The organism is Colidextribacter sp. OB.20 (assembly GCF_009911595.1).
Classification (GTDB): Bacteria; Bacillota; Clostridia; order Oscillospirales; family Oscillospiraceae; genus Lawsonibacter.
Genome location: NZ_QWKG01000042.1, coordinates 23,485 through 36,169, shown reverse-complemented (window position 1 = coordinate 36,169; position 12,685 = coordinate 23,485). Strand labels below are relative to the sequence as shown.

Below are 12,685 nucleotides of genomic sequence, written 5' to 3'. Positions count from 1 at the left end.
CGGGGAGCTTCCAGCTCCGGCGGCGCCCAGGTCTGGCGGCGGGCCTCCGGCTCCCCGGACGCCCGTTCCGCGCCGGGGCCAGCCTCCAAAGGGAGCTCCTCCCGCCGCCGGTTCCGCTCCTCCCATCGGTAAACCGGGTCGTATTTCTGGCTTATCAGCGTGTCCTCCTCCCGCTCCGAGACGCCCTCCCCGGCGGGAGGTCTCTCCTCCTCCCGGAGGGACTCCCCTTCTGCGGCTGAAGGAAGGGCCGGGTGGGTCCCTGTCTCCGCCGCTCCGCCGGAGGACAACTCCCGCTCCAGCCGCTTCACCTGGTCCAGCAGGTCCCGGAGATTGTCCAGCGCCTCCTCCAGATAGTCAGGCAAGGCGCTCCCCTCCTCTCAGCCGGGCAAACCGCTCCATGTCAAAGGCCGGGTTTGCCATCTCCTCCCCCTCCGCCAGGGTCTGGCCGCACGCCGGACATTTCTCCTCCAGCGCCCGGGCCCGGCAGGCGGGACACAGCCGGTCCAGCTCCTCCTCCCGGTCCACCAGGGCGTTGGCCAGGCACCACAGATAGTCCCGGTCCTTCATGGCCCTGGCCCGCCCCTCGGTGGGCAGGGCGCGAAACTGTTTCAGCACACGCCAGCGCAGCCGCTCCCCGGGGTCGCTCCGGAGTTTTTTTTTACCTTTTCCAGCTCCTCCGGGGACAGGTCCAGTCCCGGACCGCTCTCCCGGCTGAAGGCGCTCCACCGCCCGGCCAGGGCGGCGATCTCCTCCACGGTCAGCCCGGCCAGCACCTCCTGCCCGCCGGAAAAGACGGGGGTCTTGTCCTCCGTTTTTTCCAGAGCCCGGGCCAGCAGGCAGGCGTTGGAGCACAGGGCACGTTCCCCCTCTCCGGCGGCCAGCTCTCCGCTCTCCCGCCGGGCCTGCAGGACCTCCAGCGCCGACAGCAGCCGCAGGTCGAAGCCGTTCCCCAGGCTGATCCGGTCTTTTCCGGCCAAAATAGACACCGCCACGGCCTTACACCCCCGTCTCAATCCGGCGGGAGGCCACCAGGGTGACCTTCTCCAACACCATGCTGCCGATGCTGGCGCTCTCCTGGATGGCGCTCCACTGACAGCCAGAGTAGATAATCTTCCGGTCGGGCTTGCAGATGACCAGGGAGAAGTTCTCCAGGGCGTAGAAGTCGATGCCGTCCCGAACGGCCTGGTCGGTGGCGTACAGCCGGCTCAGCTCGATCACATGGGCGGCCTGGCCGGGGATAGTTGCCACCGGCTCCGGCTCGCCGAAGGCCTCCACCGCCGAGCTGCTCTTGGTGGTCTTGGCGGCGTAGCTCTGGACCACCGCCACCCTGACCCCGTCCACCTCCAGATAGATATCGCTGCTGGTGGGAAAACCAGGAATGCTCATTCCATAACCTCCTTGATTTTTGCAGGGCGCGACGACTCGGCGCGCCGTCTGAAGCAGGCGGGCCGGGGTCGTCCCGCCCTACACAGATTAAATTGATGCCCACAGAGGCGGACAAAGGCCGCCTCCGCCCTCTTATCTCCTCCTGATTACACCGTGACGTGCGCCGTCAGCCAGATTTGATTCAGCCCGTGGGCCACCGCAAAGGAGAAATCCACCAGGCATCGGGTGGGGTCCTCGCTGTCGGCGGTGACGGTCACGCCGTCATAGCCGGTGATGATCTCCCGGGCCAGCTTGTTCTCCAGCTCCAGCACCACCTGGGCCCGGATAGCCCCCCGGCTCTGCTCGGTGTTCTTGGACTGGCGGAACCTGGCCCGCAGAGCGCCGCGCAGGCCGGGGATCACGTCATCCACCACCCGGATGGAGGACAGGTCCCGCCAGGCGGTGTCCTCCGTCCCGCCGGAGGCCGTCCTGGTGGTCACCCCCCGGATTACGCTGACGGCGCCGCCCACGCTCTCCAGGGGGGTGACGCCCCCCAGCACCAGCAGGTCGATGTCGTTGTCCTCCAGCTGGGCGGACAGGCCGTTCAGCCCGGACAGCTCCGCGCCCCCCAGGGGGACGGCGGGGTCGCTCTCCCCGGCAATGGCCCCCGCCACGGCGGCGGCCAGGGTCAGGCCGGAGATGGGCTTCCCCTCCCGGTCCAGTGCGCCGGGGGCCGCCAGCACCACCCTCTCGTGGTTCAGCTCCTTGGCCCGGGCAATCAGCTCAGACACGCTCTCCCCCTTGGCCCCCGCCGCCACGCACAGCCGCTCCCGCCGCTGGTCCGAGGCCTCGATCACGCTGTCTCGCAGCTGCTTCTGCACCGCCTGATCCGTGCTGTCGCAGAGGACCACGCCGATATTCTCCAGCCTGGACAGCAGGGCAAAGGCCTCCTGATAGCCCTCCGCGCCGGCCACCGCCACAGCCGCCACGCCGGAGGCCCCGTTTTTCAGGGCCAGCCGGATCAGCTCCGACATATCCTCGGCGCCCCCTGCGCCGAACAGAGTCACCGCCTGGTCATAGCTGGTGACGGTCTGGACCTTCCCGGCCTGGGCCGCCGTGTTGACGGCGGCCAGCCCCACCAGCCTGCCGGTCCCCTTTCCGCTGACCACAGCGGAGGCGTCGTAGGAGGAATAGACCCCCGGACGCTGATGTACTGTAATACTCATACCTTCGCCACACCTCTCAATTCAAAATCAGTAAACCCGCCGTCCAAATGCTGGACAGCGCTCAGCCACGCGGTGCATACCGCCTCCACCGGCCTTTTCAGCCGCCGGCTCTCCCCGTCCCGGGCAGTCTGTCCGCAGGAGAAGTCCTCCACCGTCAGGCCCTCCGGCTCCCCCAGAAGCAGGGCCTCCGCCAGGGCGTCGAAGGCGGCCTGGAGGGCCGCCCCATCCCCCTTCTCCGGGGCGTAGAGGTCCAGGCCCAGGGTAATCCGGGCCTTCCGGCCATACCGCTCCTCCCAGCGGCCTGTCTCCCGGTCATATCGGTCTCCCAGATAGTTCTGCAGGCCCGAGGGCTCCACCCTGCACCCCCGGAGAGAGACCACCGCCACAGTCTGCTTCAGCTCCCTCCGGGCCTCCACAGGCCAGGCGGTGACCGCCGGGACCCCCCGGCTGTTCAGATAGTCCGCCATCTCCCGGCAGATCCCTTCCAATCCCGCGCTCACAGGACCTCCTCCTCTCTGGGGCAGAGCACCGCCCACCAGTGGGGGCAGACCCCCTCGCCCGTCAGCTGGGCCCAACGCACCCGGTAGTCCCTGTCCCTCCACACCACCACGGTGTCCAAGTCCAGCGGGCGCCCCGCCGGCCCCAAATAGCGGAAGCGCTCCTGCCGCTCCAGACCCAGGGGACCGGGCAGTTCCTGCCCCTTCCTCAGCTCCAGGCAGGGCTGTACCAGGGCCCGGGCAGGAATATCAACCTCATTTTTCCGGAGGATTACATCCTCCCCGAAGCGCTCCAGGATATCGCTCCACAGCCCTTCCATCATCCCGGCACCCCCTGAAAGGCAAAGCCGGCCTCCCCTGTCCAGGGGGCCAGCAGCTCCTCCGCCCGCTGGGTCAGGCTTTTGCTCCCCCGGCCGGAAGCTCCCGCCTCCCGCCTGATTGTCAACTCCCCGGCCGTAAAGGACGACCACTCCTCTGCCCCGGTCATTCCGGCCAGACAGTCCGTCACCACCATGGCCGCGGCAAGGGGAAAGGCCGGGCCGCAGTCCTCCGGGGTGGTCCCCTCCCTCAGCTGGGCGGCCAGCTGGCCCTCCACGGCCTGGACCAGGGGGAGCAGCAGCTCCTCCTGGCCGGCGGCCCCCATCACCCTGCACAGGGCCAAAATTTCCTGCGTCATCTCATCACACCTTCAGCACCTGGCTGGCCTTGGTGAACACCTTGGCAAAGCCGCTGATAGTGGTGATGGCGGCCCGCTCCAGCTGGCGGTCGATGAGCTTGTCATACTCCACCATCACGTCTCCGCTCTGGACCATCTCCAGGGCGAAGCGGCGGTCCAGGCCGATGGCGGTCTTTTCATCCAGGACGGAGGTGCGCAGCAGGCTGGCCCCCAGGGGGGTGGACAGCTTTCCGGTGCCCTGGAAGTTCAGCCCGGTGAGTGGGTTCTGGAACTCGGGCAGCTTGAGCAGCTGGAGCATCACGTCGCTGGACACCAGCAGGGTGTTCATGGTGTAGGGGTCAAATTTGGCCCAGAAGTCCACCAGGGCGGCATAATCCAAGGTCTTGTCCCCCCCGATAGTGGTCACGGCGGCGGGGTTGGAGTTGCCGTCCCCGTTGACGAGCACGTCCACCGCGTCCTCCAGCTGGGTGCGGGCGATGTGGGCGCCGATCTGCCGCAGGGTGACGGAGAACAGGTCCAACTTCTGGAAGCGCACCGCCTCATAGCTGGCCACCAGCATCCGCCCCCGCTTTTTCAGCTTGACCAGGTTGGACTGGACCTTAATGGTGGTGGCGGGAATGGCGGCGCCCTCCGCCACCTGCCGGAGGGTTTTCTCTTCGCCTCCGGCCTCGGAGGTGATGGAGCGGTAGTCCAGGCCGTCGATTTTGGTGACGGCGGCGGTGATATTGGGGAGAATGTCCCCCTCCTCCATGCCCTGACGCACCGTGCGGGAGATGTACTCGGGGAAGAGCACCGCAGCGTCAGAGGTGCGGAAGAAGGCTTCCACCGGGTCGCTGGTCTCCCCCTTCACCCTGATGTTGAATCGCTTGAGCTGGCGCTGAAAGGCGTCCAGCCCCTCCAGGCTGGTGCCCTTGTACCGCTCACTGGGGTCCTCCCGCTCCAGCACCTGGCTGAAGGACCGGCCGGCCTCCCGGTACATCCCCTTGTCCAGCTTCAGATTGTCGTAATAAAATGCCATAATAGTCCACACTCCTTCTGATTATGTTGCCTCTCTTCGTAAGGGCGGATATTATCCGCCCGTTGAAACAGATCTGCTGTCTGTCCGGGGTGGGAGGACCCCGCCCCGCCGTCCTTGGCCTGTTTTTGGCGCGCCGGGTCGTCGCGCCCTACACAGCCCCCATACCCCCAGGGCCTTGGCTCCCCCCTTGTGGGGGAGCTGTCAGCGGCATGGCCGCTGACTGAGGGGGCATCTCACCCGCAGGCCAGACCGAGGTGCCTCACCCCAAAAATGCTCTGTTCTCCTCGTCTAACCCGGCGTCTTTTGTCTCATAGCTCAGCTGGGTTTTCAGTGGGAATCGCTCCCCGGCCTGCCGGGCGTAGGATCTGCGCAGCTCCTCCAGCTCGGCGAGGGACAGCTTGTCCGCCAGAGATTTCATGGCCTGGGCGGACAGCTCCCGGTCAGCCAGCAGGGCCAGCCGGACCACCTCACTCCGGAGGCTCTCCAGGCATTTCCGCCCCAGGGCAGCCTCCTCCTCCAGGCGGGACGCCTGGCGCTCTCTCCAGGACTTCACCACCCCGGCGGCGGGCTGGGCGGGCACGGCCACAAAGGAGAACTCATAGGCGTCCCGCGCCCCCTCCAGGCTGACCCAGCACAGCTGGCCGGCGTATTCCTTTCCCTTCTCGTGGCCGCAGTCGGTCTGAGCGCGGTCACAGCCGCAGACAGAGCAGACAGCGTGCTCCACCGCGCAGCCCACGCTGACCTCCTTTTTAATTCCCCCCTCAATTTCGGCGATCAGGTCCCGATTGCTGTCGGTGCGCACCATATAGGCATAGCCCTTTAGCCAGGCGTACCCGTCCCCGGCCCGTGTCACCCGCTCTGGCTCCCGGATCACCTCTGTTTTGTATACACGGGCGGCCTGTCCCCGGGCCGACCACTGGTGGTCAAAGATGCCCGCCCTGCCCACAAACATAGGGGCCAGCTCCTCCAGGGTCTGTGTGGTGAACCGCTCAAAATCCCGGTCAATCTCGTTGTCACACAGCCGAACTGAGAAGGTGTACACCTCCTCCGCCCCCAGGGGCTTTCGGGCCAGCGTTCCAATCAGCTCCAGATCCTGAGCCGTTGCCGCCGCCTGTCCGCCCCCAACGGCCTCCTTCACGATTTTCATACCTGTTCCCTCCTCAATTTTTCCGCCTGAGCCCGGTAGAGCTCGGCCCTGGCCTCCTCCACAATATCCTGGAGGTTGATGTCCTCCCAGACAATCTCCGCCCTTCCGTCAAAGCTGTGGATACGCAGCCACAGCTCGGCCACCCGGCACAAAGCGGGCTCCACCGCCCTCCGGATGGCGGTAATCTCCGTGGTGAGCATATCGGCCTGTTGGGCGCTCATCCGCTCGGTGGACGACCAGGACAGCCCCATCATAAAGGGCGGAATGCCCGTCCGGGCCACCAGCTGCTCCAGAATCTGCCGCACGGGGGTCGTGCTGTCCAGAACAGGGCTGTCCGCCCCGATGACCTTGATGTCCACGTCCCCCACGGCCACAAAATCCCGGACGGAGCCCTCCCGCCCCGCCTGCATGGCGGCCGACCACTCTTGGGCGATCTGGCCGCACCGCTCCTGAGCGAAGGCCTCCTCCCCCTCGCCGGGCTTACATACCACGGCGAAGCGGAGATTGCCCGCCCGCTCCCAGTTCTGGCCGGTGGCCTGGAAGATTCTCAGCAGAATCCCGGCCAGAAAGGGCATGGACCGCAGGAGAGACACCCCGCAGGGGGCGTCTCCGGTGGGCTGGAAGGGGGTGAAGAGCAGCAGCTCCTGAAAGGGCAGCTCCCGGTTCTCCCCGATTCCCGCCCGGCACAGCTTAAAATCCAGCGGGCTGTCCCCCAGCTTCACCTCCACCTGTTCCGGGTCGGCGCACAGCAGGGCGGCGATGTCCGTTCCGCCGGGGGCGAGCACGATCTCCCCCAGCCCGTGGCCGCAGGTAAACAGGTCGTCCAGGTAGCGGTCCAGAAAGGACTGCACCCCCCGCTGGCCCCAGCCGGTGTCCACCGTCTTAAAAAACTCCTCCAGCCCCGCCTGTCCCCTGGGGTCGGTGCATTTGACGCCCACCCCGCCGCACAGCCGGGTCAGTTTCCAGATGGCGGCGTCCACAATGGGCACCCCCTCCCGGATGGCCCGGTACAGGGCAGTTTCGCCGGTGCGCAGGGGCACATATCGGTCCAGCACCCCGAAGGGCTGTCCCACCCCCCGCCGCACCTGCACCACTGGCGCGGGTGGCTCCCGCCGCTTCTGTTTCCACCATTTCATGCAACTCCTCCTTCAAGTAATCTCTTGTCCCGTCCGCAGGCGAAAAAGCCTCCTTTTGAAAGGAGGTGCCCCAGTGCGCACACTGGGGCGGAGGATTGAATTTCGCCGCAGGCGAAATGTGCGAAGCGAATCATTTCTCGGAAATTTCATTTACTTCGTATGTTTTGCTTCGCAAAACACAATCCCCCACCCGGCTTCGCCGGGAGCCCCTTTCTAAAGGGGCCTTTCGCTGCGGCGAGACGGGGTGCCCTCCCAAAACCTCCCTCTCTCCACGCACCCGGCGAAGGTCCCGCCCTGGCCGCTCCTCCCGGCCACGACGGCGGCGAAGTACCGGATCTCATCCATGGCGTGGTCGTGCTCCTTGCGGACCTGGTCCTGTCCCTGATATCTGTCGTCCCAGCGGTAGAGACCAAATTCCCGGATGGCGTTCTCACAGCCCTGGCAGATGACCAGCTCCCCGCTCTTCAGCAGCCGGGCAGTAAGCCGGATGCCGGACAGCACCCGGTTGTCCGCCTTCCTCACCCGCCAGCCCCGGCGGCGGAGGGTCTCGCAGAAGCTGGCCGCCGAGGGGTCGGCGACGACAGCCCGGACGGGCCGTCCCCCGGCCAATCCGGCCAGGTCGTCGGCATACTCCTCATCGGTTTTCTGCCGCCGCGCCGCCCGGCCGTCGTAGTAATATTCCGCCGTTCTGTACCACCCCCCGTTCTTCCGTCCCCACAGCCCCATAGACGTGGGATTGGAGGTCCCGTAGTCCACCGAGATGTACCACTCCTCAAAGGGCTCCTCCGGAACCGGCTTTACGAAGCTCTCGTCAAAGAAGTCATACACCAGCCCCTCGGCGGCCACCCACTCCCCCAGCACAAACCGGCGGTAGAAGGTCCCCTGAAAGGTGTTGGCGTACCGCTCCCGCACCGCCCGGGACAGCCCCGGGTTGTCCTCCATGGTAAAGTGGAGTCTCAGGGCCTTTTTCTCCTCTGCCTTGCGCACCCACTCCTGGTAAAACCAGTGGGCTGGAGACTCCGGGTTGCAGGAGAACCACAGCCTGCTCCCCGTCACCGAGCACCGGGCGATGGCCTGCTCCACAAAGGACCGGGGCATTAGCGCCGCCTCGTCCAGGAGGGTGCCGGCCAGGGTGATGCCCTGAATGAGGGCGGCGGAGCCCTCGTCCTTCCCCCCGAAGAGGTAGAAGTCGTTGTGCCGCCCGCCCAGCCGCACGTGGATTACATTCCTGCTCACCTGCTCCGTCCACTGGAAGCCCATACGCTCCAGCATGGGCCTCAGCTCAGAAAGCATATTGCGCCGCACCGACTGGATGGTCCGTCCGCACAGGGCGAAATTGCGGCCCTGAAAGGAGCTCATGGCCCAGCAGAAAAAGGACAGGCCGGTGCACAGCGTCTTTCCGCTGCGCACCGCCCCGTCGCAGATGATGGCCTGCCTGTCCCGGTCCGGGGAGCCGGGCCTCCACCAGGTGAGCACTCTGCGCTGCTTTTTGGAAAAGACCACCCTATCCCCCCTGTTCCTCCATGGCCTGGAGGAAGCGGTCCACCTGCTCCTCGCCGCTGTGGTCCACGGTGTCCAGCAGCCGCTCCAGCAGCCGCCCCCGGTCCACAAACTTCAGCTCCACCACGCCATTGCTCCCCCGCTTGAACTCGGTGAGGGCGTCCAGGTTGAGCTTCTCTGTCCCCTGCCACTCCTCGGGGGGAAAGCAGGCCAGCTTGACGGCGTCTCCCGCCCCGGCGTTGGCCAGTCTCCAGATTCTTCGTATAATCTGCTCCCTGCCCGGGAGCGTACTTGTCTTTGTCACATCACCCCTCCTTACACCCATGGGGGACAGAGGGAGAAAGTTGTACATTTCGATGCAACCAGCAAAAAAATTTTTTGCTCCCCCGCGGTTTCGCCCCCTTTTTCTCCTCCGGCCCATTACACTGAAGCTTGTTTGCAAAAAATACCAATTTCTCTTCAGGAATAGAAAAAACCTCCTCTCCACATCCTGACCATACCCACAAATTCTTAGATTTGGATTCAGGAGGAACCATCTATGAAAAAATATGTATCTCTGCTTCTGGCCGCGCTGTCGCTCACCGCGGCCATCCCTTTGGCGGCGGCGGCCCCCGGAGACAGCGGCCTTACCCTGTCCTGCGCCTCCTGCGTGCTGATGGAGAAGGAGACGGGGACCGTTTTGCTGGAGGGCAACCCCCACGAGAAGCTGGAGCCGGCCAGCGTGACCAAGATCATGACTCTGCTGCTGGTGATGGAGGCGGTGGACTCAGGCCGCATCTCTCTGGACGACCCGGTAACCGTCTCCGCCTACGCCGCAGGCATGGGGGGCTCCCAGGTCTATCTGGAGGAGGGGGAGCAGATGCCCGTGTCCGAGATGATCAAGTGCGTCACCGTGGTGTCGGGCAACGACTGCGCGGTGGCCCTGGCCGAGCACGTGGCGGGCAGCGAGGGGGCCTTCGTCGCCCAGATGAATCAGCGGGCCCGGGAGCTGGGAATGGTCGACACCACCTTTCTCAACTGCACCGGCCTGCCCGCCCAGGGCCATGTGACCTCCGCCTATGACATCGCCCTCATGTCCCGTGAGCTGATCGCGAACCACCCCAAGATCCGGGAGTACACCACCATCTGGATGGACTCCATCCGAAACGGCGAGTTCGGCCTGACCAACACCAACCGTCTGGTCCGCTTCTACCAGGGGACCACCGGCCTGAAAACCGGCTTTACCCAAAGCGCCATGTACTGCATGTCGGCCACGGCGGAGCGGGACGGCATGGAGCTGATCGCCGTGGTGATGAAGTCCCCCTCCACCAACCAGCGCTTTGACGACGCCAAGGCGCTGCTGGACTACGGCTTTGCCAACTACGCCCTGGTCCCCGTCTACCCGGAGGTCCCGCTTGCCCCAGTGGACGTTCTGCTGGGGGCTCAGGCTCAGGTTCAGCCCCAGCTGGAGCGGGGCTGCTGCCTGCTGGTGCGCAAGGGAGAGGAGTCCCAGGTGACCACCCGCCTCTCCCTGACTCCCAACGTGGAGGCCCCGGTGGAGCAGGGCCAGGTTCTGGGAAAGCTGGAGGTCTTTGTGGGCAGCGAGCTGCGGGACACCGTCCCGATCCAGGCCTCCCAGCCGGTAGACCGCCTGTCCGTCCCCGGTATCTTCTCCCGGATGCTGAGCAAGCTGCTGATGGCCGGATAATGGAGCAGACCTTTCCCGCCCGCAGGCGGACAGCTCCACCTGTCAGGTGGAGCTGTCCGCAAAGCCGGCAGAGGAGACCCCATCCTTTGCCGTTCCAGGAAATTCTTTTGCTTTCCACCCCTATTTTCCACTATTTTACTTGACGTTCCCTCCAGCCTGTTGTATAATTTTGATAAATATACACAGGCTTATCTGATATGTCCTTGTTAAGTTTAGCCGACCGTAGCTTACAAAAGATGTCACGAGGTGAAAAATATGTCCAAATATCATGAAAAACTCTCTGAACACGACCTTTATCTGGAGCTGGAGGCCTTCACCGAGGGCCGCTCCACCCACGCCTGGAAATGCTTCGGCTCCCATCCCGCCACGGATGAAAGTGGGACCGAGGGCTATCTCTTCCGGGTCTGGGCCCCCAACGCCCCCAAGGTCACCATCATCGGTGATTTCAACGGCTGGGACTTGGAGGCCACCCCCATGTCCAAGGTAGAGGGCGGCATCTGGGAGGCCTTCGTACCCGGCCTGAATCGGTACGACGCCTATCAGTACGCCATACATAAGGCGGACGGCTCCTCCTTTGTGGGCAAGGCGGACCCCTACGGTTTCCACGCCGCCACCCGGCCCGACGTGTCCTCCAAAATCTACGACCTGGACACCGGCTACCAGTGGGGCGACCGGGACTGGCTGTCCTTCCGCTCCAAGAACCCGCCCTACCGCCGGCCTATGAACATCTACGAGTGCCACCTGGGCTCCTGGCGGCGCACCGGTGAGGGGGAGTTTCTCAGCTACCGTGACATCACCTCCTATCTGGTGCCCTACGTCAAGGAGATGGGCTTTACTCACGTAGAGCTCCTCCCCGTCACCGAGCATCCCCTGGATGCCTCCTGGGGCTACCAGTGCACCGGCTACTTCGCCGCCACCAGCCGCTTCGGCGTACCCGACGACCTGAAATACCTCATCGACCAGCTGCACCAGGCGGGCATCGGGGTCATCATGGACTGGGTCCCCGCCCACTTCCCCCGGGACGCCTTCGGCCTGTATAACTTCGACGGCACCCCCACCTATGAGTACGCCGACCCCCGGAAGGGGGAGCACAAGGACTGGGGCACCGATGTATTCGACTTCGGCCGGCCCGAGGTGCGCTCCTTCCTGTTCTCCTCGGCCATGTTCTGGCTGGAGGAATACCACATGGACGGCCTGCGGGTAGACGCGGTGTCCTCCATGCTCTATCTGGACTACAGCCGGAAGGACGGGGAGTGGGTCCCCAACGTCAACGGCGGCCACGAGAATCTGGAGGCCATCAAGTTCCTCCAGGACCTGAACACCGCCGTCTTTGCCGCCCATCCCGACGTGCTGATGGTGGCCGAGGAATCCACCGCCTGGCCCAAGGTGACCAAGCCGGTGGACGACGGGGGCCTGGGCTTCAACTTCAAGTGGAATATGGGCTGGATGAATGACATCTGCCACTATATCAAGCTGGACCCCTACTTCCGCCAGTTCAACCACCGGGACATCACCTTCTCCCTGATGTACGCCTTCTCAGAGAACTACATTCTGCCCCTCAGCCACGATGAGGTAGTCCACATGAAGGGCTCCTTCTTCGGCAAGATGCCCGGGGACAACCCGCTTAAGTTTGCCGGCGTCCGGGCCTTCTACACCTATATGATGACCCATCCCGGCAAGAAGCTCACCTTCATGGGGGCCGAGCTGGCCCAGTGGAACGAGTGGCACTTTGAGTACTCTCTGGACTGGCACCTGCTCCAATACGCCCCCCACCGCCAGACTCAGGAGTTCTTCAAGGCCATAAACGCCTTCTATCTGGAGCAGTCCCCCCTGTGGGAGCAGGACGACTCCTGGCAGGGCTTCCAGTGGCTGTGCGCCGACGACAACACCGCCAACATCGTGGCCTTCCTGCGGTGGGACCGGAATGGGACTCCCCTGATCGTGCTGTGCAACTTCTCTCCCGAGCATCGCGACGGCTACCGGGTGGGCGCTCCCTTCGCCGGCAGCTGGGGCGTGGCCTTCAACACCGACGACCCCGTCTTTGGCGGCGAGGGCCGGGGGGACAAGGCCCCCATCAAGACGGAGAAGATCCCCTGCCACGACCAGCAGCAGTCCTTCGCGGTGGACCTGCCCCCCATGTCCGCGGTGATTTACCGCTGTGTGCGCAAGAGTCCCGTCCGCAAGCCCAAGGCGGAGAAGGCGGACGCCCCCGCTAAGGAGAAGAAAGCCGCTCCCAAGGCGGAGAAAAAGCCGGCCAAGGCGGAGGCGGCCCCCGTCAAGGCGGAAAAAAAGCCCGCCGTCAAGGCAGAAAAGAAGGCTCCCGCCAAGGGGGCGAAGGCCCCGGCTGACAAGCCAAAGCGCGCCCGCGCCAAAAAGGCCAAAAAATAACCTCAGGGCACTCTCGGGGCCCCGGGCCCCGATCCCTATAGATGC

Annotated in this window: 15 protein-coding genes; 2 read left to right on the top strand and 13 right to left on the bottom strand. The window is 64.8% G+C overall.

Annotation, left to right across the window (positions count from 1 at the left end; translation table 11 throughout):
• The 13 genes from D1641_RS11415 to D1641_RS11355 all read right to left on the bottom strand — a co-directional run.
• On the bottom strand, positions 1 to 362 hold a 362-nt coding region (locus D1641_RS11415), incomplete at its 3' end, for a hypothetical protein (protein WP_160665777.1).
• The gene (locus D1641_RS11410; RefSeq protein ID WP_347707421.1) at positions 355 to 615 is read right to left on the bottom strand and encodes a molybdopterin oxidoreductase; all 261 of its coding nucleotides are present in this window, start codon (positions 613 to 615) and stop codon (positions 355 to 357) included. The genes D1641_RS11415 and D1641_RS11410, both read right to left, overlap by 8 nt.
• Positions 609 to 986 (bottom strand): hypothetical protein, encoded by a 378-nt coding sequence (locus tag D1641_RS11405; RefSeq protein WP_347707422.1) that lies wholly within the window; start codon positions 984 to 986, stop codon positions 609 to 611. Before D1641_RS11405 ends, D1641_RS11410 begins: the two co-directional genes overlap by 7 nt.
• Positions 987 to 996: 10 nt before the next feature.
• The gene (locus tag D1641_RS11400; protein WP_160665772.1) at positions 997 to 1,386 is read right to left on the bottom strand and encodes a hypothetical protein; all 390 of its coding nucleotides are present in this window, start codon (positions 1,384 to 1,386) and stop codon (positions 997 to 999) included.
• A 146-nt stretch (positions 1,387 to 1,532) separates the two neighbouring features.
• On the bottom strand, positions 1,533 to 2,591 hold the full coding sequence (locus D1641_RS11395) for a phage tail sheath subtilisin-like domain-containing protein (RefSeq protein WP_160665770.1): 1,059 nt from the start codon (positions 2,589 to 2,591) through the stop codon (positions 1,533 to 1,535).
• Positions 2,588 to 3,091 carry a hypothetical protein gene (locus D1641_RS11390; RefSeq protein WP_160665768.1) on the bottom strand — a complete coding sequence of 168 codons (504 nt, stop codon included), beginning with the start codon at positions 3,089 to 3,091 and terminating at the stop codon, positions 2,588 to 2,590. Before D1641_RS11390 ends, D1641_RS11395 begins: the two co-directional genes overlap by 4 nt.
• Positions 3,088 to 3,411 carry a hypothetical protein gene (locus D1641_RS11385; protein ID WP_160665766.1) on the bottom strand — a complete coding sequence of 108 codons (324 nt, stop codon included), beginning with the start codon at positions 3,409 to 3,411 and terminating at the stop codon, positions 3,088 to 3,090. The genes D1641_RS11390 and D1641_RS11385 overlap by 4 nt, the downstream gene beginning before the upstream one ends.
• Positions 3,408 to 3,764 carry a hypothetical protein gene (locus tag D1641_RS11380; RefSeq protein WP_160665764.1) on the bottom strand — a complete coding sequence of 119 codons (357 nt, stop codon included), beginning with the start codon at positions 3,762 to 3,764 and terminating at the stop codon, positions 3,408 to 3,410. Before D1641_RS11380 ends, D1641_RS11385 begins: the two co-directional genes overlap by 4 nt.
• Before the next feature lie 4 nt (positions 3,765 to 3,768).
• Entirely contained in the window at positions 3,769 to 4,782 is a 1,014-nt protein-coding gene (locus D1641_RS11375; RefSeq protein WP_160665762.1) for a phage major capsid protein, read from the bottom strand.
• Between the two features lie 259 nt (positions 4,783 to 5,041).
• The gene (locus D1641_RS11370) at positions 5,042 to 5,929 is read right to left on the bottom strand and encodes a hypothetical protein (protein ID WP_160665760.1); all 888 of its coding nucleotides are present in this window, start codon (positions 5,927 to 5,929) and stop codon (positions 5,042 to 5,044) included.
• On the bottom strand, positions 5,926 to 7,065 hold the full coding sequence (locus D1641_RS11365; protein ID WP_160665758.1) for a serine/threonine protein phosphatase: 1,140 nt from the start codon (positions 7,063 to 7,065) through the stop codon (positions 5,926 to 5,928). Before D1641_RS11365 ends, D1641_RS11370 begins: the two co-directional genes overlap by 4 nt.
• A gap of 213 nt (positions 7,066 to 7,278) precedes the next feature.
• On the bottom strand, positions 7,279 to 8,568 hold the full coding sequence (locus tag D1641_RS11360) for a PBSX family phage terminase large subunit (protein ID WP_160665756.1): 1,290 nt from the start codon (positions 8,566 to 8,568) through the stop codon (positions 7,279 to 7,281).
• A gap of 1 nt (position 8,569) precedes the next feature.
• Positions 8,570 to 8,869, bottom strand: coding sequence for an XRE family transcriptional regulator (locus tag D1641_RS11355; protein ID WP_160665754.1), 300 nt, complete (start codon positions 8,867 to 8,869; stop codon positions 8,570 to 8,572).
• A 234-nt stretch (positions 8,870 to 9,103) separates the two neighbouring features.
• Between D1641_RS11355 and D1641_RS11350 the strand changes: the two genes are divergently transcribed.
• Together D1641_RS11350 and glgB are read left to right on the top strand one after the other, a co-directional pair.
• Entirely contained in the window at positions 9,104 to 10,252 is a 1,149-nt protein-coding gene (locus tag D1641_RS11350; protein ID WP_160665752.1) for a D-alanyl-D-alanine carboxypeptidase family protein, read from the top strand.
• A gap of 255 nt (positions 10,253 to 10,507) precedes the next feature.
• Complete coding sequence (glgB, locus tag D1641_RS11345) at positions 10,508 to 12,640, top strand: 1,4-alpha-glucan branching protein GlgB (RefSeq protein WP_160665750.1); 2,133 nt, start codon at positions 10,508 to 10,510, stop codon at positions 12,638 to 12,640.
• Positions 12,641 to 12,685: the final 45 nt, after the last annotated feature.

Coding starts and splice junctions, on each gene's coding strand:
- D1641_RS11375 (WP_160665762.1), bottom strand. CDS start 4,782: ATGGCATTTTATTACGACAATCTGAAGCTGGACAAGGGGATGTACCGG.
- D1641_RS11380 (WP_160665764.1), bottom strand. CDS start 3,764: ATGACGCAGGAAATTTTGGCCCTGTGCAGGGTGATGGGGGCCGCCGGC.
- D1641_RS11350 (WP_160665752.1), top strand. CDS start 9,104: ATGAAAAAATATGTATCTCTGCTTCTGGCCGCGCTGTCGCTCACCGCG.
- D1641_RS11365 (WP_160665758.1), bottom strand. CDS start 7,065: ATGAAATGGTGGAAACAGAAGCGGCGGGAGCCACCCGCGCCAGTGGTG.
- D1641_RS11385 (WP_160665766.1), bottom strand. CDS start 3,411: ATGATGGAAGGGCTGTGGAGCGATATCCTGGAGCGCTTCGGGGAGGAT.
- D1641_RS11400 (WP_160665772.1), bottom strand. CDS start 1,386: ATGAGCATTCCTGGTTTTCCCACCAGCAGCGATATCTATCTGGAGGTG.
- D1641_RS11395 (WP_160665770.1), bottom strand. CDS start 2,591: ATGAGTATTACAGTACATCAGCGTCCGGGGGTCTATTCCTCCTACGAC.
- glgB (WP_160665750.1), top strand. CDS start 10,508: ATGTCCAAATATCATGAAAAACTCTCTGAACACGACCTTTATCTGGAG.
- D1641_RS11370 (WP_160665760.1), bottom strand. CDS start 5,929: ATGAAAATCGTGAAGGAGGCCGTTGGGGGCGGACAGGCGGCGGCAACG.